General features: G+C 72.0%; 12 protein-coding genes. 4 read left to right on the top strand and 8 right to left on the bottom strand.

Annotation, left to right across the window (positions count from 1 at the left end):
* The first annotated feature begins 69 nt into the window (after nt 1–69).
* Together ACX114_RS12085 and ACX114_RS12080 are read left to right on the top strand one after the other, a co-directional pair.
* A complete protein-coding gene (locus ACX114_RS12085) occupies nt 70–1,611 on the top strand; it encodes a sensor histidine kinase (protein WP_459297744.1) in 1,542 nt (513 codons plus the stop codon).
* Nucleotides 1,608–2,927 (top strand): M16 family metallopeptidase, encoded by a 1,320-nt coding sequence (locus ACX114_RS12080; protein ID WP_459297742.1) that lies wholly within the window; start codon nt 1,608–1,610, stop codon nt 2,925–2,927. The genes ACX114_RS12085 and ACX114_RS12080 overlap by 4 nt, the downstream gene beginning before the upstream one ends.
* On the opposite strand, the gene ACX114_RS12075 is transcribed toward ACX114_RS12080, so the two are convergent.
* Nucleotides 2,908–4,233, bottom strand: a complete 1,326-nt coding sequence (locus ACX114_RS12075) for a tetratricopeptide repeat protein (RefSeq protein ID WP_459297740.1) — start codon at nt 4,231–4,233, stop codon at nt 2,908–2,910. The two genes, ACX114_RS12080 and ACX114_RS12075, sit on opposite strands and share 20 nt — an antisense overlap.
* A gap of 142 nt (nt 4,234–4,375) precedes the next feature.
* Here ACX114_RS12075 and ACX114_RS12070 point away from each other — a divergent pair, with 142 nt between their 5' ends.
* Nucleotides 4,376–4,618, top strand: coding sequence for a hypothetical protein (locus ACX114_RS12070; protein ID WP_459297738.1), 243 nt, complete (start codon nt 4,376–4,378; stop codon nt 4,616–4,618).
* 12 nt (nt 4,619–4,630) lie between these two features.
* Here ACX114_RS12070 and ACX114_RS12065 read toward each other — a convergent pair whose 3' ends face one another.
* Both ACX114_RS12065 and ACX114_RS12060 read right to left on the bottom strand, forming a co-directional pair.
* Nucleotides 4,631–5,230: an RNA methyltransferase gene (locus ACX114_RS12065; protein ID WP_459297736.1), complete on the bottom strand. Its 600-nt coding sequence runs from the start codon at nt 5,228–5,230 to the stop codon at nt 4,631–4,633.
* Nucleotides 5,231–5,316: 86 nt separating this feature from the next.
* Nucleotides 5,317–6,345, bottom strand: coding sequence for an AraC family transcriptional regulator (locus ACX114_RS12060; RefSeq protein ID WP_459297734.1), 1,029 nt, complete (start codon nt 6,343–6,345; stop codon nt 5,317–5,319).
* 132 nt (nt 6,346–6,477) lie between these two features.
* On the opposite strand from ACX114_RS12060, the gene ACX114_RS12055 reads away from it, so the two are divergent.
* Nucleotides 6,478–7,854, top strand: a complete 1,377-nt coding sequence (locus tag ACX114_RS12055) for a cytochrome P450 (RefSeq protein ID WP_459297732.1) — start codon at nt 6,478–6,480, stop codon at nt 7,852–7,854.
* Between the two features lie 4 nt (nt 7,855–7,858).
* Here ACX114_RS12055 and ACX114_RS12050 read toward each other — a convergent pair whose 3' ends face one another.
* The 5 genes from ACX114_RS12050 to ACX114_RS12030 all read right to left on the bottom strand — a co-directional run bounded on the left by ACX114_RS12050 (nt 7,859) and on the right by ACX114_RS12030 (nt 18,723).
* Nucleotides 7,859–9,358 (bottom strand): DUF4388 domain-containing protein, encoded by a 1,500-nt coding sequence (locus tag ACX114_RS12050; RefSeq protein WP_459297730.1) that lies wholly within the window; start codon nt 9,356–9,358, stop codon nt 7,859–7,861.
* Between the two features lie 24 nt (nt 9,359–9,382).
* Nucleotides 9,383–11,233, bottom strand: coding sequence for a GGDEF domain-containing response regulator (locus ACX114_RS12045; protein WP_223741839.1), 1,851 nt, complete (start codon nt 11,231–11,233; stop codon nt 9,383–9,385).
* 34 nt (nt 11,234–11,267) lie between these two features.
* A complete protein-coding gene (dapF, locus tag ACX114_RS12040) occupies nt 11,268–12,119 on the bottom strand; it encodes a diaminopimelate epimerase (RefSeq protein ID WP_459297727.1) in 852 nt (283 codons plus the stop codon).
* A 24-nt stretch (nt 12,120–12,143) separates the two neighbouring features.
* Nucleotides 12,144–14,213 carry a coiled-coil domain-containing protein gene (locus ACX114_RS12035; RefSeq protein ID WP_459297725.1) on the bottom strand — a complete coding sequence of 690 codons (2,070 nt, stop codon included), beginning with the start codon at nt 14,211–14,213 and terminating at the stop codon, nt 12,144–12,146.
* A gap of 253 nt (nt 14,214–14,466) precedes the next feature.
* Nucleotides 14,467–18,723, bottom strand: coding sequence for a methyltransferase domain-containing protein (locus tag ACX114_RS12030; RefSeq protein WP_459297723.1), 4,257 nt, complete (start codon nt 18,721–18,723; stop codon nt 14,467–14,469).
* Between the last annotated feature and the right edge of the window lie 85 nt (nt 18,724–18,808).

Here is an 18,808-nt window from a genome sequence, read left to right as displayed (position 1 = left end):
AGCAGGCGGCGGGGTGGGGATTGCGCTGTAATGCGCCCACGTCAGGACGTATGTCCTGTCCCCTCCTCCATGAAGCTCTCGCTCGCCACCCGCATCTTCCTGGGCTACGCGCTGGTGCTGCTGACGTTCGGGGCGGTCTCCCTCTTCAGCGTGGCGGAGCTGCACCGCAACCGGCTGGAGATCCGCCTGGTCAGCCAGGGCTACCTCCAGCTGTCCCAGGACGCCGCCGCGCTGGAGACCTTCCAGACCAGCCAGGAGAAGGACACCGAGCGCGTGCTGGAGCAGAACAGCGTGGAGACGCGCCGCGCGCTCATCCGGCTGGCGAGCCTGTACTACGCGCCCCAGATGGCCCAGCGCCTGGAGGCCGCCCGTGCCAAGGCCCGCGAGGTGCTCACCTTCGCCCCGGAGGGCGAGGTCCCCTTCGTGATGGAGCTGGACTCGCGCTTCGCGGAGCTGTCACGCAACTCCAAGGCCTACGGCCACGCGGTGGAGGCCGTGTTCGCCGCGCTCGCGTCCGAGTCCCCCGAGAGCCGGGAGGTGGCCCGCGCCACCGCCGAGCTGCGCCAGCTGGAGAGCGCCATCGGCCGGGAGCTGCGCGTGCTGCGCGCGACGCTGACCAACCGCATCCGCGAGCGCGTGGACGGCGCGGAGGAGCGCGAGCGCAGGACGGGACTCACCATCATCGCGCTGTCCATCATGGCCATTGGCGTGGGCGTGGGCGTCACCGCCTGGTCCGCCCGCACGCTGCGCCCGGTGCGCACGCTGATTGAAGGCGTGTCCCGCATCGGCCGGGGCGACTACTCCGCCCAACTGGGCGTGCGCGGCGCGGACGAGGTCGCCCTGCTCGCGCGCGAGTTCGACCAGATGGCCCGCTCACTCCAGGCGCGCGAGGCGCAGCTCAAGTCGCAGGCCGAAGCGCTGATGCGCGCGGAGCAGCTGGCCGCCGTGGGCCGCATCTCCGCCCAGATCGTGCACGAGGTGAGAAACCCCCTGTCCTCCATCGGCCTCAACGTGGAGCTGCTCCAGGACGCGGTGGACAGCGCTCGGTTCGACTCGCAGGACACCGCCACGGAGGCGCGCGAGCTGCTCTCCGCCGTCACCCATGAGGTGGACCGCCTCACCGATGTCACCGAGCAGTACCTGCGCATGGCCCGCCCCGCCCGGCCGGACCTGGAGCCGGAGGACATCATCGCGGTGCTGGACGGCGTGCTCGACTTCACCCGCGAGGAGCTGGTGCGCGCGGGCGTGGAGGTGGTGCGCGACTTCGCGCCCGACACGCCCCGCGTGCTCGCGGACCAGGGCCAGCTGCGGCAGGTGTTCCTCAACCTGCTGCGCAACAGCCGCGAGGCCATGCCCACGGGAGGCCGGCTCACCGTGGCCACCGCCCCGCACGAGGGCGACGTGGAGGTCACCGTGCGGGACACCGGCGCTGGCATGACCGAGGAGGCCCGCCGCCACCTCTTCGAGCCCTTCTTCACCACCAAGGAGGGCGGCACGGGCCTGGGGCTCGCGGTGAGCCAACAGATCCTCCAGGCCCACGGGGGCTCGCTCTCCTGCCAGAGTATTCCCGGCCAGGGAACGACCTTCGTGTTAAGGCTTCCTCGCGCATGAGCTTTACACCGTACCGGGACGTGCTGCCCTCCGGGCTGCGCGTCGTCACCGTCGAAACGCCCCACCTGCACACCGCCCTCCTGGCCGTCTACGTAAGGACCGGTAGCCGTCATGAGACGGTGGAGAACAACGGCGTCAGCCACTTCCTGGAGCACCTCTTCTTCCGGGGAAGCGAGGCCTGGCCGGACACGGTGAAGATGAACGCGGCCGTGGAGGAGGTGGGCGGCAACCTCAACGGCGCCACCACCCGCGACCACGGCTACTACTACACCCCGCTGCACCCGTCGCACCTGAGCGTGGGCCTGGACGTCATCGGCGACATGCTCACCCGCCCCCGCCTCACCGACATGGAGGTGGAGCGGCAGATCATCCTGGAGGAGATGCTCGACGAGGTGGACGACAAGGGGCGCGACATCGACCTGGACAACCTGTCCAAGCGCCTGCTGTTCCCCGGCCACCCGCTGTCGCTCAAAATCGCGGGCACCCGCGAGTCCGTGAAGGCGCTCACCCACGCCCAGGTGCTGGAGCACTTCGCCCGGCACTACGTGGCCGGCAACCTGGTGGTGTCCGCCGCGGGCAGCGTGAAGCACTCGGAGGTGCTGGCCCTGGCCGAGCGCGCCTTCGCCCACCTGCCCAAGGGCAGCGCCACCACGGAGAGCGCGCCGCCGCCGCTGGGCCCCGGACCGCACTTCCACTTCGTCTCCCACGACGAGTCGCAGACGGAGTTCAAGCTCACCTTCCGCGCCGTGCCGGAGCAGCACGAGGACTTCCCCGCGCTGCAGATCCTCCGGCGCCTCTTGGACGACGGACTGTCGTCGCGGCTGCCGTTCGAGATCGTGGAGAAGCGCGGCCTCGCGTACTCGGTGCAGGCCGGGCTGGACACGTACCACGACCTCAGCCTCTTCGAGATTGAAGCGGCCAGCGCGCCGGAGAAGGCGTCGCTCGTGGTGGCGGAGGCGCTGCGCGTGCTCTCCGAGCTCTGCGAGAAGGAGGCGGGCGAGGAGGAGCTGAACCGCGCCAAGCGCCGCCACCGGATGCTGCTGGAGTTCTCCCAGGACTCGCCGGGCGAGCTGGCCGGGTGGTTCGGCGGCGTGGAGCTGTTCCGCCGGCCGGAGACGTTCGGCCACCGCGCGGATCAGGTGGACCGGCAGACGGCCGCGCGGGTGCGCGAGGTGGCCCGGCGCTACTTCACCCGCGAGAACCTGCTCGTGGTGGCGGTGGGCCAGCGCAAGGGGCTCAAGGCGCTGGAGAAGGTCGTCATGGACGCGGAAGGGCTGCCCTCCTCCGCGCCCGCCGTCAGCGCCGCCCGCGGATGATGACGGGCCCCGTCGGGGCCTTCTTCTTCTTGGGCGTCGCCTTGTCGATGGCCTTCTGGATGCGCAGGTACTCGGGGTTCTGCGGCTCGCGCTTCAGGGCCTCGTCGATGAGCTTCTTGCCGCGCGGCAGCTGCGTCTCGAACTGCGCATAGAGGTTCGCGAGCGCGGCCTTCTCCTCCACGGTCGCCTCGTTCAGGCTCGTCAGCCGCTCGAGCACCTCCTGCGCCTCCGGCTTGCGGCCGGCCTTCAGGTGCAGCCGCCACATGCGCGACAGCGCGGGCGGGAAGGCGGGCTCCGCCTTGAGGGCGAAGCGGTAGCTGTCCTCCGCTCCACGCGCGTCGCTCTGCTCCTCCAGCACGCGGCCGCGCACGTACAGCGCGCGGGCGAAGCGCGGGCGCAGGTGCAGCGCGCGGTCCACCAGCTGCTGGGCCTCCGACGCGCGGCCCTGGGCGCAGACGATCTCCGCCAGCCACGCGGTGGCCTCCGCGTTCTCCGCGTCGTCCTCCAGGAGCTTGCGCAGCGCGCCCTCCGCTTCGGCCGGACGCCCGAGCGCCATCAGCACGCGGGCCTTCATCGCCACCACGTCCGTGGTGTCCGCGTCCTCGGGCGGCACGGACTGGAGGTCCGCCTCCGCCATGTCGCTGACGCCGCTCATCAGGAAGTAGCGCGCGCGCAAGAGCCGTGCGGGCGTGAAGCTGGGGGTCCCCTGGAGCACGCGGTCCATCAGGTTGGCCGCGAGCAGCTCCTCGCCCTTCATGAGCAGGATTTCGGCCTCCACGGTCTTCGTCGCGGCGTCGTCCGGGTTCTCGCGGAGGATGCGCTCCAGCGTGGTGAAGGCATCATCCGGGTGCCCCTGCCGCGCCTGGAGGCGGGCCAGCGACAGGATGTCCTCCTTGGGCAGCTTGCCTTCGTCCCGCAGCGACACCAGCGTGGAGATGGCCTGGGGAATCTGCCCCTCCCGCAGGTACAGGTCGGAGAGCTGCTTCTGGATGACCGGGTCCGTGCCCGGGATGAGGCCCTCCGCCTGCTTGAGCGTGAGGATGGACGCGCCCGGGTTGCCGGCGCCCTGGTGGGCCTTGGCCAGGAGGAGGAGCGGCTCCACGCTCTCTGGCGCGGCATTGGCGGCCTTCTGCAGCTCGCCGATGGCGCGGCCGTACTGGCCCTTCGTGAGCGCCTCACGCCCCTGGGACAGGGAGTTCTGGACCTGGACGGCCTGTTTCTGTGCGGCCGCCGTCTCCGGGTCCTTGCAGGCAAGCGGCAGGAGCAGGACGAGCGTCCAGGGACGGGGGAAAAATCGATGGGGCATCGCTGAGGGACAGGGTAGCGGATGTTATCCTTCTCCGTCGATGGACCCTTTCGTGCGCCGCCTCGTGGAGAGGCTTCATGATCCCAGCCGGCCGCTGTCGCGGAACCGGCATTTCCACACGTTCGACACCCCCGAGGGTCGAATGGCGCTGAAGGTGTTCCGCCGTCTGCGCAGCCTCCAGCAGGACATCCTGGCCTGTCACAAGGAGGGCCGCCGGGCCCGCATCTCCCGCCAGGTCAACCCGGACGGAGACCACCGCATCGAGCTGTGGATGGAGCGCGTCGCGGGCCGTCGCGTGTCCATGCTCCAGCCCGCGGAGTACGAATTGCTCGCCCGGCTGCCTGGAGTCCGTGACGCGCTGGAGGTCTTGGACGAGGCGGCCTGACGCCCGTCGTGTCTAGAACACCCAGGGCCCCAGTCCCGTGGGCGCCCCGTCGCACGCCGCGCGCAGCCGCGCCTGGGCGTCCTCGTAGGAGAGCCGGGCCGCGTCCGCCTTGAGCGAGGGAGAGGCCCAGTCCCGCCACGAGCGCAGCACCGCGACATGGCGGCCGTCGTCATCCTGCGCTTCGGAGAAGTGGACCAGCAGCCGTTCCTCCAGCGCTTCGCGCGCCTTGGTCCACGGGCCTTCCTTGTCCAGGGGGACGCGCTTGTCCCGCTCCACGGTGGAGAGCAGCGCGCGTGCGTCCGGGGACAGCCCCTGGAGTGAGGGACGGCGGCGCGAGGGCTCCATGGCGACGCGGTAGACGGCGGGCCAGAGCGTGGGGTCCACGAAGGCGACCTTGCCCTCCACCAGCCGCACCGCGAGCACGTCCTTCGACGCGCGCAGCATGCGCCCCAGCCGGTACGCGAGGCGCCCCTTCGCATGGTCGCGCCAGCTGCCGGTGGGCCTGCCGCCCATGACCTGTTCGACGAGGGACGTGGGCCCGTGGGTGGGCACCTCGGTGATGACGTGGCGCGTGCGCACCAGCTCTTCCGCGTCCCTCAGCGTCTTGATCATCCGTGTTCCCCTCTCCGGCGAGGCCGTGTGCCGCGCCCAGGGAGAAAACATTCCGCGCGAGGGACGGATTCCGGCGCCTGCCTCCTTCAGGGCTTCGCGGCCTGGGACACCTGCCACTGCCCCGGCGTCGTTCCGCTCCAGCGGCGGAAGGCGCGGGTGAAGGCGCTGGGGTCGCTGAAGCCCAGGAGGAAGGCGATCTCGAAGTGGGGCAGTTGTCCGTCGCGCAGGAGCTGGAAGGCGCGGTCGCGGCGCACGGCATCCTCCAGGCCCGCGAACGTGACGCCCTCCTCCCGCAGGCGGCGCTGGAGCGTGCGCTCACTCACCGCGAGCCGCGCCGCCACGTCCGCGGGGATGAGGTCCCCCGTGCGCGGCTGGGCCGCGAGCACCTCCTCCACGCGCTCGCGCCAGGAGCGGACCTCGTGGGCCTCCACCCGCGCCAGCTCCGCTTCGGCGCGGGCGTGGAGCAGGTTGCCCAGCTCGATGTCCGCGTGGCGGATGGGGAGCTTCGCGGCGGCCTCGTCGCCCTGCACCAGGTTGGCGCTCGCGCCGTATTCGATGCCGACGCCGAGGAACTCCTCCACGGCCTGCGAAGCCGCATGGCGCGGATGCGTGACGCACACGCGCGTGGGGCGCCAGTCCTCGCCGCTGAGCTCGCGGCCGCTGGCCACCATCGCCACGAGCAGTCCCTCCACGGGGTGCTTCAGGCGCGAGGCCCAGGCGTCTTGCGGATCCAGCTCCAGTTCCACGCGCATCATCCCGGGCAGTTGGAGGACGCGCCACGTCGTGCGCGGATCCAACAGCGCGTGGATGCGGCAATAGCGCTGGAGGGAGGTGCGCAGGTCGGGGCTGTTGACCAGCACGTAGCCCACGAGCCCCACGTGGGTGGGCTCCAGTGCCTGCGCGAGCCGCACGGCCAGCGGCTCGGAGCCGCCCACCTCCACGAGAAGGGTCCACACGCGCTGGAGCGCCGCGTAGGGAACGCGCACGTCCGGCCGCGCGAGCAGGGCTTCGTCCACGCCCACCGCTTCGAGCAGCAGCGCACGGGCGATGCCCAGCGACTCGCCCACCTGGAACAGGGGGCGGAACAGCGAGGATTGGAGCGTCTGGGGACGCATCACGGGACAGCATGGCCTGACGTCCCCTCCCCTCGCAATGCGCGGTGGCGCCCACGGACAATGCGTTGGCGCCCCGGGACCATGCACGCGGGACATGGGAGCGCGATACCTCCCTCCAGGAGGAAGCGCCCGATGACCACCGCCACCGCCACCGCCGCCGTCACCCGCCAACCCCCGGGCCCCCGGGGCCACCTGCTCATGGGCATCCTGCCCGACGTGCGCCGCGACATCCTGGGCTGCCTGCGAGGACTCCATCGCCAGTACGGCGACGTGGTGCGCTACCGGCTGGGCCCCATGCGCTCGCACCTGGTCGCGCATCCGGACGCCGTGAAGCACGTGTTGCAGGACCACGTGAAGAACTACACGAAGGACCACCTCAGCTACCGCATGGGCCGGTGGATCACCGGCAATGGCCTGCTCACGAGCACGGGAGACTTCTGGCTCCGGCAGCGGCGGCTCGCGCAGCCTGCCTTCCACCGGCAGCGCATCGCGGGCATGGCCGCGGGGATGGTGCGGCAGACGCAAGGGCTGCTCCAGCGCTGGGAGACGGCCGCCGCGAACGGCACGCCCGTGGGCATCAACGAGGAGATGATGCGGCTGACGTTGGCCATCGTCGGGGAGGCCCTCTTCGGCGCCTCCGTGGAGGCCCAGGCCGGACAGGTGGGCGCGTCCTTCACCGAGCTGAGCCAGCAGATCGCCGAGCGCTTCCGCACCTTCCGCATGCTGCCGCCGGTGCTGCCCACCCGCTACGACCGCGCCTTCCGCGACGCGCGCGCCACGCTGATGGGGACCGTGCAGGGCATCATCGCCACGCGGCGCGAGCGCGGTGACGACACGGGCGACCTGCTCTCCATGCTGATGCTCGCGCGCGACGAGGACACGGGCGAGGGCATGACGGACGAGCAGTTGGGGAGCGAGGTGATGACGATGCTCCTCGCCGGCCATGAGACGACGGCCACGTCGCTGAGCTGGGTGTGGGGGCTCTTGTCGAAGCACCCGGAGGTGGAGGCCCGGCTGCACACGGAATTGGACGCGGTGCTCGGAGGACGCGCGCCCACGGTGGAGGACGTGCCGAAGCTCGGGTACACGAAGCAGGTGGTGGAGGAGACGATGCGGCTGTACCCGGCGGCGGTCATCTTCAGCCGCAGCGTGGAGGAGGACGACGTCATCGGCGGCTTCCACATCCCGAAGGGGACGTGGGTGGACGTGAGCCCCTACGTCACGCAGCGCCATCCGGACTTCTGGGAGGAGCCGGAGGCCTTCCGCCCCGAGCGCTTCGCCCCCGAGGCCGCGGCGAAGCGCCACCGCTTCGCGTACTTCCCCTTCAGCGGCGGGCCAAGGCAGTGCATCGGCAACAGCTTCGCGATGATGGAGGCACAGCTCGTGCTGGCCACCGTGGCCCAGCGCTACCGCCTGCGCGAAGCGCCCGGCTTCACGCTGGAGCCGGATTCGCACCTGACGCTGCGGCCCAAGGGCGCGCTCCCCATGTACCTGGAGCGCCGGAGCTGAGCGCTCACTGAGGCGTCACGGACGCGCGCTGCACCTGCGTGACACCGGGCAGCGTGGGCGCGGGGTTGAGCGCCTGGACCAGCATGGCGCGCAGGGCCTCCGTGAGGTCTTCACCGGGCGCGATCACTCCCGCCGGAGCGCCTTGCAGCGGTGCCGGGACCTCCGTGCCCACCACCACGATGGGGATGCGGACCTCCCACGCCAGGTAGTGCGCCAGCCGCACCGCCGGCTCCGAGTTGTCCATCAACAGCGCGCCAATGGCTCCCGCGCTGAACGGACGCCACAGCGGGCGCGCGGCCTCCGCGGGCGGCAGCACGCAGAAGTCCACGTTGAGCACGTCGCTCAGCTCCAGGCGCCCCAGCGTCCCGAAGCCGCTCTTCACCGCGGTGGGATCCGCCGACATCGCCTCCAGCCCCGGCACCCTCGCCAGGATGCGGCGCGCCGCGGATGAACCGCTGCCACACACGAAGACCTTCGCCGTCGCCACCTTCGCCAGCGTCCGCGTGCGCAACAGACGTCCGCGCAGCGCGTGCACCTCCGCCGCGCCGATGAGGTCTCCCGCGCCCAGGTTCTGGCCTTCGCTCTCCGTGGGGCGTGCCACGCCCTTCTGGAGCAGCGTGGACAGCACGCCCAGCACTTCCATGTCCGTGGCGGGCGCCAGGTCCAGCACCTCGCCCAGCGCGCGGGGCTGGCGCAGCAACTCCATCACCTGCGCCGTCACCGGGTGCTGCTCCTCGGACAGGTCCACCTCCGGCGCCAGCATCAGCCGCGTGTGGCGCGGCGGCAGGCCCGGCAACAGGCGGTTCACCTCGTCCGACTGGCGCATGCCCTCCAGCAGCGCGTCGTCCATGGCGCGGTTGATGCGCGGACGCGCGGCGCTGGTTCCAGGCGTGAAGGTGAAGTTGCCCTCCGTCCACGCCAGCAGCCGGAACAGCGCCTTCTCCCCTTCCACCCTCCCCAGCCGCGCATTCACCGTGCGCCCGTCCGAGACGGTGATCTCCCCGCGCTCCGAACCGCGCTCCAGCGCCAGGCGCCCGTTGCGCTTGTTCATGCCCAAAATCTGCATGAGGTCCGGGATGCTGAGCTGGCTGAGCGAACCTTCGATTTCCTGCTGCTCGCTCTTGAGGTCCTTGGCTGCTTCGTTGCGCCGGAAGATGTGCTCGATGCGGCTGAGCACCTCGTCCAGGTTGAAGGGCTTGCGCAGCGTGCCGTCCCGCATGCCCCGCGCCCGGTCCGAGTCCAGGCTGGAGGTGGTGAGCACCACCGGGATGTCTTCCGTGCGCGGGTTGGTGCGGAGGATCTGCACGAACGTGCGCGCGTCCAGCAGCCGGCACGCCTCGTCGAAGAGCGTCAGGTCCGGGTGCCGGAGCACCGCGACCTCCAGCGCCCGCGAGCCATCCGGCGCGTAGTGCACCTGATAGCCCTTCGTGCGCAGCGCCCGCGACAGCGCGCGCACCGAGTCGAGGTCGGGGTCGGCGATGAGGATCTTCCGCACCTGGGCCAAGGTCGCTTGCTCCGCTTCGTGACGTCAGTAGGGCTGCAGGTCGTATTCGGCCTGCAGCTTGGAGATGAGCCCGTCCACCACCGCGGTGTCCGAGGTGTGGAACCCCCACGTCGCGCCCCGCCCGCGCCGCTGGATGAGCGCGTACGACGCACTCTCCGACAGCCAGAGGATGAACTCGTGGCGCGCCACCCGCTCATCCCCTTCCAGGAACACCGGCGTGAGCGCCGCGTGCGACTCCAGGTCCACGCGGCGGCCCAACAGGTAGATGCGAGACGACAGGTCCGGCGGCGCCTGCTCCAGCCCCACCGCCAGCGGCAGGTCCGCGCGGATCTCCGGACCGCCCACGTAGAGCAACCCGCGCGAGCCCGGGTCGCGCACCAGCTCCCGGGCGATCTCCACCTGGAGCTCGTCGAAGAGCACGTCCGCCACCTTGCCCCTGCGGCTGGGCTCCGCGCGGTCGTCCGTCGGCAGACGCGGGCTGTTGGGCGTGCCCAGGAGCAGGTCTACCTCGTCCCAGAACGGCAGCCCGTCCAGCATCAGCCGGCGCTGGAGCGACGCGCGGCGCTCGTCCATGCGGCGGCGGCAGCGGTGCACCAGCTCGTCGAAGTCTTCTCCGTCCTTCGGGAACGTGCTGGCCCCGCCCACGAGCGCCAGCGGCAGGCGCTGCTCCACGTCCTGCACCTCCGGCTCGTCGCGCACGGCGGCGACGGCGCGGCGCACGAACATCATGGCGCCGAAGAAGTCCGTCTCCGGCAGCAGGAGGTAGAACTCCTGGTCGCTCGCCTTCGCGATGACGTCCGAGTCGCGGATGATCTTGCTGAGCGCCTTGATGATGCCGCGCACCGCCTTCTTCGCGTCCTGCGCGCCCAGCCGCACGCGCACCAGCGGCAGGTTGTCGATGCTGAAGGTCAGGAGCGAGAACGTGCGCCCGTACCTGCGCGCCTTGTAGATCTCCTTGGACGCGTAGTCGGTGAAGTAGCTGAGGTTGTACGCGGCCGTGTCGCGGTCGCGCAGGCCCAGGCGCTGGAGCGCCATCAGCTTGCGGCCGTTCTTCACGCCCACCGCGGCGAAGTCCGCCAGCACCTTCGCGTCGCGCGTGTGCTCCAGCCGGAAGTCGCCGGTGAGCGGATCCGACAGCTGCGCCAGGCCCATCACCTCCCCGGCGGCCACCAGCGGCACGTACAGCACCGGCGAGCGCTCATCGCGCGCGAGCCACGGAGCGGCTTCGCGCAGGCGCAGGGACAGCGGCCCCTCCGGGCTCATCTTCTCCGGCAGGAACTGCTTGTCGAGCAGGCCCCGGTAGGAGCGCAGCGCCAGGTCTCCCCGGTCGTCCACCACCCACAGCGCGGCGCTCTGCGCGTCGCACACCGCGCCCAGGTCCGCGATGACGCGCTCCTGGAGCCATTCCAGGTCCGGATGGGAGAGCAGCTCCAGGCAGCGCTGCTGGAGGTTGTGGAAGCGGGCGAACTCCAGGTTCTCGTCCTGGAGCCGGGCGCGCTCGTGTCGCAATTGGGCGCGCTCCATGGCGCGGTCCACCGCGAGCAGCAGGTCCGACTCCTCCACCGGCTTGACGAGGCAGTCCGCCACGCCCAGGCGCAGCGCGACCTCCGAGCCCTGCACGTCGTCGCGCGTGCTGACGAGGATGACCTCCTGCTCGGGGTCGCGTTCGCGCAGGCGCGCGGTGAGCGCGAAGCCGTCCACGCCGGGCATCACCACGTCGGTGAGCACCAGGTCGAACGTCGCCCGGGCCACCTCTTCCAGGGCCAGGGTGGCGTTCTCCACCGCCACCACGCGGTGCCCCCGGCGCGACAGCAGGTCCGTGGCGAGTTGTCGGAAGAACAGGTCGTCGTCGACGACGAGGATGGGACCGGCCACGGCGCTCGGGGGGCGAAGGGAGGAAAACCGAAGGCTATCGGGCCCTTGGAAGCGCGACAACGCCTTCGAAGACGAAGGCCACAGGGCCTCGGAGCCGGATGTCGGACAGGTCGTCCGGAACGCGGATTCTCAGGTCACCGCCCGGCAGCGTGACGCGCAGCCAGGCATTCGAGGGCAGGCGCTTCGCCAGCACGGCCGCCACCGCCGACGCGCACGCCCCCGTCCCACAGGCCTGGGTGAGGCCACAGCCGCGCTCCCAGACGACGACGGTGAGGCCGTCCTCGTCCACGCGGACGAACTCCACGTTGGTGCGGTCCGGGAAGGCGGGGTGGCGCTCCAGGCCGGGGCCCAGGCGCTCGGCGGCCTCCAGGGGCTGGTCCAGGAGCACCAGGTGCGGGTTGCCCATGTTCACCGCGGTGCCGAGCAGGCCTTCATGACCGGGCACGGGGGCGCTCACGAAGGGCTGGCCGGTCGTCCCGGAGGGCAGGTTCGCGGCCACCAGCCGGGCCGGGCCCATGGAGATATCCACGCCGACGACGCCGCCGTCACCGTAGCCGGGCTCGCAGGTGAGCACGCCGGCCCCGGTCTCCACGTCGATGAGCGCGGGGTGCTGGCCGGAGTGGTCCACCAGATACTTCACCGCACAACGCAGGCCGTTGCCGCACATCTCCGCGATGCTGCCGTCGGCGTTGTGGACGACCATGCGAGCAAGGCCGCGGGATGACGGGAGGAGGGCGAGCACCCCATCCGCGCCGATGCCCCGGCGCCGGTCGCACAGCCAACGGGACTGCTCCGCGTTGATGTCCACGCCGGTGCGGCGGCGGTCCAGGACGACGAAGTCGTTGCCCAGGCCGTGGTACTTGAAGATGCGTTCGCTTGCGTCCACGGGGGCAAGTGTAGACGCCCGCGTTTATTCGCGCTCGCCGACCTTCTTGGGCGCGGCAGGAACGTCCAGTGCGGGCATGGCCCGGCGCGAGGCCCCGGGGGTGGCGGGGGCGCTGGCGCGGCGCAGCTCGGCCAGTTCGGCCTCCCGGGCGGCGAGCTGGTCCTGCATCTTCTCCACGTGGGCCTGGAGGACCTCCATCTCCGCGGCCATCTCCAGCACGTCCTCCGGGGGCGCGGGGGTGGCGGACTTCGCCTCCTCCAGGGCCTGGACCAGGGTCTCGCGTTCGGTCTCCAGCGCTTCCAGCCGGGCCTGCTGTTCGCGGATCCGGGCGGAGAGCTGGTCACGTTCGGCGCGCTCGGTGTCCAGGAGGCGCGCGGCATCCGCGGCGGCGGTCTCCAGGGAGTTGGTGCGACCCTCCAGGCGGACGCGGGCGGCGCGGGCGACGGTCAGGTCCGACTGGAGGCGCTCGCGTTCGGAGTCCGCGCGGCGCGCATGGGCCTCGGCGTCCGCGGCGGCCTGGGTCAGGGCGGCGACGCGGGACTCCAGCGCAGCCTGTTCGGTCCGCGCGTCCTCCAGCGCCGTGGCGAGCCGGGCCTCCATGGCGGCGAGGGCTTCGCGGGTCTGTTCGGCGGACTGGGCAAGGCGGGCTTCGAGTTCGGCCTGTTCCGTGGCGGCGCGCGCCTGGGCTTCAGAGAGAGAGGCGTCGCGCTCGGCGTTCGCGGAGTCCGCTTGGGCGGCGAGGTCCACGATGCGGGCTTCGAGTTCAGCGCGCTCCGCCGCGGCGCGGGCTGTGATGTCCGCGAGCTGGGCTTCAATGGCGGACTTCTCTTCGCGGGCCTGTTCGGTGAGCTCCGCGAGCCGGGCTTCGAGGTCCGACCGCTCCGTGCCGGCCTGAGCGGTGGCCTCCGCGAGCCGCACTTCCAGTTCGGCAAGACGTGTTTCGAGTTCCGCCTTCTCCGTCCCTGCGTTGGCGAGGAGTTCGTTGAGGCGCGTCTCCAGTTCGGCCTTCTCTGCTTCGGCGCTTGCGAGACGCTCGTTGAGGCGCGTCTCCAGCTCGGCCTTTTCCAGGCCGGATCTAGCGGCTGCCTCGTTGAGGCGGAGCTCCAGCGTGGCCTTGTCCGTGCCGGCGCTGGTGAGCGCTTCGGTCAGGCGCAGCTCCAGCTCGGCCTGCTCCGTACCGGCCTGGGCGGTGGCTTCCGCGAGCCGGGCTTCCAGGTCGGTCCGTTCCCGCTCCGCGCGAGTGGTGAGCTCCGCGAGCTGTGCTTCCAGGGTGGCGGTGCGCTCGTTCCCGGTCTGGACGGTCTCCGTGAGCCGGGCCGCTTCCGCGCGTGCGGTTTCCAGTTCCGCGCGCAGGCCTTCCAGCGAGGACTCCAGGGTCGTGGCCTTGCCCGCGAAACGGCGCGCGGTTTCAAGCTGCACCACGAGCACTTCCGCGTGCTCGCGCGTCGCGGCGAGCCGGTCGCTGGCGTCCACCAGCTCCGCTTCCAGCCGGCCGACCTGCTGGCTCCGCTCATGCAGCGCGGCGTGAGCCCGTTGCAGCTCGGAGCCCAGACGCATCAACTCCTGGTGCGCGGCACCCAACCGGGCTGTCTCCGCGCGCAGGGCCGTCAGCTCCTGTTCCTTCAGTCCCAGTTGCGCGCGCAGTTCGTCCAGGTCCTGCTGCTGCCGCTCGGTCCGCGAGAGCGCGCCTTCCAGCTGCGCTTCCATGGAGACCCGCAGGGCACTGGCCTCGCGCAGTTCCTGTTCGCGCGCGGTCAGGGACTCCGTGAGACGTGCCGCCCGGGCTTCGGACTCGCGTGCCGCGTCCTGCGACTGCGAACCTTCCGCGAGCCGGGCCTCGGCCTGCGCGAGCGAATCCTCCAGCGCGCTGAGGTTCGCGGTCTCCGCGGCGAGCCGGAACTCCACCTCCGTCAGGGAGGCTTCCAGCCCAACACGGCGAGACGTCTCGGAGGACGCACGCTTCTCCGCGTCCGCCAGTGCCTGTTCCAGGGTGGCGAGGCGGGACTGCGCCTCCGTCAACGAAGCTTCCAGCTCGGAGCGGCGAGCGGCCTCGGCGGCAATCGTGGACTCCGCCGTGGCGATGGACGCTTCCAATTCGGAACGGCGGGTGGACTCCGCGGCCTGCCGGACGTCGGCCTCCGAAAGAGATGCTTCGAGCTCGGCACGCCGCGCGGATTCAGCGGCCTGCCGGGCCTCAGTCTCCGCGAGGGCCGCTTCCAGCTCAGCACGCCGCGCGGATTCAGTGGCATGCCTGGCTTCAGTCTCAGCGAGCGTCGCTTCCAGCTCAGCACGTCGCGTGGACTCAGAGGCCTGCTTGGCCTCGGCCTCCGCAAGCGTCGCTTCCAGCTCAGCACGTCGCGTGGACTCCGGAGGCCTGCTTGGCCTCCACTTCCGCGAGCGCCGTTTCGATTTCGGCACGTCGCGTGGATTCGGCAGCCTGCCGGGACTCCGCCTCCGCGAGCGCCGCTTCCAGTTCGGAGCGCCGCGTCGACTCGGAGGCAAGCCGAGCCTCGGCCTCCGCGAGCGTCCGCGCCAACGCCGCATGGCGCCCGGTCTCCGTGGTCTGCCGGGACTCCGCCTCCGCGAGGGCCTGATCCAGCGAAGTCAGGCGCGCGGCATCCTCGGCACGGCGGGCTTCGATTTCCGCGAGCCGTGCCTGGACGGCGGCCCGTGCCTGCTCCGCTTCGGACAGGCGCTCACGCAAGGTCTCCAACTCCGAGCGGAGCGCAGCCTCCTGTGTACGCGCCTCATCAAGCGATGACAGCGCTTCGACCTCGGACCGCCGCGCCTCGGTGAGCTCCGCGCGAAGCTCGCGCACCGTCGCATCCAGGGCCGCCTGCGACTGCTTCGCCTCTTCCAGTTGCCGGGCGTAACCACGCGCCTCGTCTTCCGACGCCGCGAGGGACTGCCTCAGCTCCAGCAAAGCGGCTTCGTTCGTGCGCTGCGCTTCGGAGAAGGAGGCCTGGACCTCCGTAAGGGTCTGCCGCGTCTGCTCGAAGGCGGACTCGGTGGACATCCGCGCGGCACGCGCCGCCGACAGCTCCGTTTCGAGCTGGGTCCGGGCCTCCTGTGCCGAAGCGGAGTCCTGCTGGAGCTGGGCGAACGAGGTCTCCAACCGGGCCCGCTGCGCGCGCTCCTCCTCCAGGACCGTGCGCGCCACGCCCAGCGCGGCATCCAGCCGCAGCCGGTCCGCTTCCAGTGCGCTCTGCGCCTCGTTCCACGAGGACTCGGAGCCCTCCAGCCGGGCACGAAGGGCCCGCTCCGCGTCGAGCGACTCCTGAAGGTTCGCGAGCGCCACCTGCGCGCGGGCCTGCTGCTCGCGCTCCGACAGCAACTGCGCCTGGGTATCGGCGAGCAACGCCTCCCAGCGAGCCCCCCGCTCCTGCTCATGGGTCAGGGACTCACGAGCCGCGTCGAGCTCCGCCTGCACCGAGGCCCGGGCCTTCTGCTCCCGAGCCAGGTCCTCCTGGATGAGCGCAGCCAGGGCTTCAGAGTCGGTCAACTGCTGCCGCAGCGAGCGGAGCGTTGCCTCCAGCTCCGTGTTCCGCGCCTCGGCGGCCTCGCGCGCCTGGTTCGACTCCGCGAGCCGGGCCCCGTGTTCCCACACCTCGCGGGCCAGGGTGTCCCGGGCTTCGGAACGGGCCTGCTCGACCGCGGCCTCAAGGGCCTCGGTGGCACGCGCCTCCGCCGCCGTGAGCCGGGCCTCCGCCTCCGCGCGCACGTTGGCGAGTACCTGCTCCGTCTGGCCGCTCGATTCAGCACGGGCTTCAGCGAGCGCGGTGGCCGCGCGAGCTTCGACTTCAGCACGCACCTCCGCGAGCATCCGCGCAGCGCGGAGCTCGGCTTCCTCCAACTGCCGGACCCGCTCGGCCTCGGACTCGGCGCGGGCTTCGGCCAGCGCCTGGGCCCGTTCGGCCTCCGCCTCGGCACGCGCTTCCGCGAGGGACTGCGCGATCCGAGTCTCGACATCCGCCAACTGCCGGCTCCGCTGAGCCGAGGCCGTGGCACGGACCTCGGTGAGCGCCTGCTCGCGCCGGCTCTCCGCCTCCGCCAGGGCCGCGGCCCGTTCAGCCGCGGCGTCCGCGACCGCCTTCGCCACCCGGGCATCCGCGTCGGCCCGAGCCTCCGCCAGAGCGCGTTCGACACGGGCATCCGCTTCAGCCCGAGCCGCATCCAGCGCCTGAGCCGCGTCCGCGACGGCGCGCTCAACACGGGCATCCGCTTCAGCCCGAGCCGCCGCCAACGCCTGAGCCGCGTCCGCGACGGCACGCTCGACACGGGCATCCGCATCTGCCCGAGCCGCCGCCAATGCCTGAGCCGCCTCGGCGACCGCGCGCTCGACACGGGCATCCGCGTCGGCCCGAGCCGCATCCAACGCCTGAGCCGCCTCGCGAGCATCCGTTAGCGCGCGCTCGACACGGGTGTCCGCGTCGGACCGGTTCGCCGCCAGCGCCTGAGCCGCCTCGCGAGCATCCGCCAGGGCCCGCTCGACACGGGCATCCGCGTCGGACCGGGCCTCCTCCAGCGCTTGCGCGAGCCGGGCCTCCGCCTGCTCACGGGCCTCCGTCAGCGAGAGTTCCGCGAGAGCCTTCTCCTCCTCCAGCGCCTGCGCGAGCCGGGCCGCCGCCTGCTCACGGGCCTCCTCCAGCTCGAGTTCCGCGAGAGCCCGCTCCTCCTCCACCGCCTTCGCGAGCCGTGCCTCTTCCAGCTCGCGGGCCTCCGCCAGCGCGCGCTCCTGCCGCGAATCCGCGTCGGAGTGCGCGGCGGCCAGCGCGTTCGTCACCCGCTCGTCGGCCTCGGCGCGAGCCTGGGCCAGCGCCTCCTCCAGCCGTGCCTGCGCCTGGCCCCGCTCCGCGTCGATGGCCTGGACGAGCGCGGCCTCCACGCGGACGCGCTCCGTCTCCGCCGCCGCAAGGCGCTGCCCCGCCACATGCTGCGCGGACTCGACGCGCTTCTGCTCCGCCTCCAACGACGCCAGGCGCAGCCCGGCCGCGTGAAGCTCCTCCTCCAACCGCGCCGCCAGCGCCCGGGCCGCCGACTCCGACTGAGCGCGGCCCTCCAGCTCCTGCCGCAGCCGCGCTTCCGCCGCACGCGCGCTGGCGAGCTCCGTCTCCAGGCCGCGCTGCAACGCCTCGCGCTCCGCGAGCCGTCCTTCCGCGTCCTTGCGAGCCCCCTCGGCGGAGTGCATCCGCTGCTGGGCCTCCGCGAGCTCCCGGCGCGCCCGCGCCAGCTCCGCGTCCTTCACCGGAACCGCGTCGCCCGCCGTCCGCGCCGACTCCTGCGCGCGCGCCAGCTCCGCCTTCAGGTGCTCCACCGCCGCGAGCGCCGTCGAGTACTGCTCCGCGATGCGCAGCTCCCGCTCGCGAGCCGCCTCCGCCTGACGGCGCTTGTCCTCCGCCCCGTCCTGCGCGCGCTCCGCCGCCAGCCGGTCCCGCTCCCGGTCGATGCGCAGCGAGCCCAGCTCATCCTGCAGCGCGCGCACCTCCGTGTACGCCTGCGTCAGCCGCTCGCGAGCCTCGTCCAGCGTCGCCGCCGTCTCCTCGCGCCGCGCCCGCTCCAGCCGCAGCGTCTCCTGCGCGGCCAGCACCTGCACGCCCGCGTCCGCCTGCGCACGCTGCGCCGCCTCCACCTCCAGGCGCTGCGCCGCCAGCCGCCGGTCCGCGTCCGCGATCCGCTCCGTGGCGACCTGCAACTCCAGCTCACGGCGCCGCAGCCGGCTGCTCAGGTCGTCCCGCTCGCGCGCGGACTCCACCGTGCCCCGGGCCTGCTCCAACTGCGCGGTCAGCCGCGCCATGTCCTGCCGGGCGCCCTCCAGCGCCGGCTTGAGCGCCACGACCTCCGCCTCGCGGTCGCCAATCTCCGCGCGGAGCTTCGACACCGCCTCCTTCAGCCGCCCCGCCCGCTCCTCCCAGGTCTTCGCCCGGGCCGCGACCTCGTCCAGCTTGCCGCGCGTGAAGGCCAGTGGCTCCGGCGGCAGCTGCACCCACGTGGGGTCCACCACCCGCGCCGGCTCCAGGCCCGCCATCACCACGAAGTACGCCGCCTCGCTGTGCCGCACGAGCGAGCCGTCCACCTGCAACCCCTCGCCCCGCTCGAACGCGAGCTGGTAGCCCAGCACCGGCGACTGCGTGGCCACCTCCACATGGGGGAAGTGCGCCGTCAGCGCGTCCAGCAGCTGCCCATACGTGGGCGGCACCGTCTCTTCCGGCTCCAGCAACTGCGGCAGCGCCAGCCCCGCGATGTTGCGCAGGCCGCCCACCAGGAAGCCCTGCCGGGCCACCAGCCGCGCCAGCTCCGCCAACAGCTCCGGCGCGCGCACGTAGGGCGCCAGGTCCGTCACCAGGACCAGGTCGAAGCTTCCCGCCTCCAGGTCGTCATAGACGTTGGCGCGGTAGCGCACCTGCGGGTGCGCATGGGCCTTCTGCGCCGCCTCCACCGCGGCCACGTCCGCGTCGCACGCCACCACGGTGCGCGCGCCCCGCTCCACCAGGAAGCGCGCGCTCTCGCCGCCCGTGGATGCCACGGCGTCGACCTCGAGCACGCGCCGGCGCGCGAACAGGCTCTCCGCGAAGATGTAGCGGGGCAGCAGTTCACTGGGCCCCATGCGACGAAAGGTGGATTGCAAATGATGATCCCGGCGGGGCGCAAACTGTAGCGTTGGAGTCCCAGAAGACCCAATTTCAGGTTTC

The organism is Corallococcus sp. M7, from assembly GCF_054512695.1.
The sequence above is the reverse complement of the archived record's forward strand: the minus strand, read 5'-3'. Positions and strand labels throughout refer to the sequence as shown.

Coding starts and splice junctions, on each gene's coding strand:
- ACX114_RS12085 (WP_459297744.1), top strand. CDS start 70: ATGAAGCTCTCGCTCGCCACCCGCATCTTCCTGGGCTACGCGCTGGTG.
- ACX114_RS12080 (WP_459297742.1), top strand. CDS start 1,608: ATGAGCTTTACACCGTACCGGGACGTGCTGCCCTCCGGGCTGCGCGTC.
- ACX114_RS12075 (WP_459297740.1), bottom strand. CDS start 4,233: ATGCCCCATCGATTTTTCCCCCGTCCCTGGACGCTCGTCCTGCTCCTG.
- ACX114_RS12070 (WP_459297738.1), top strand. CDS start 4,376: ATGGCGCTGAAGGTGTTCCGCCGTCTGCGCAGCCTCCAGCAGGACATC.
- ACX114_RS12065 (WP_459297736.1), bottom strand. CDS start 5,230: ATGATCAAGACGCTGAGGGACGCGGAAGAGCTGGTGCGCACGCGCCAC.
- ACX114_RS12060 (WP_459297734.1), bottom strand. CDS start 6,345: ATGCGTCCCCAGACGCTCCAATCCTCGCTGTTCCGCCCCCTGTTCCAG.
- ACX114_RS12055 (WP_459297732.1), top strand. CDS start 6,478: ATGACCACCGCCACCGCCACCGCCGCCGTCACCCGCCAACCCCCGGGC.
- ACX114_RS12030 (WP_459297723.1), bottom strand. CDS start 18,723: ATGGGGCCCAGTGAACTGCTGCCCCGCTACATCTTCGCGGAGAGCCTG.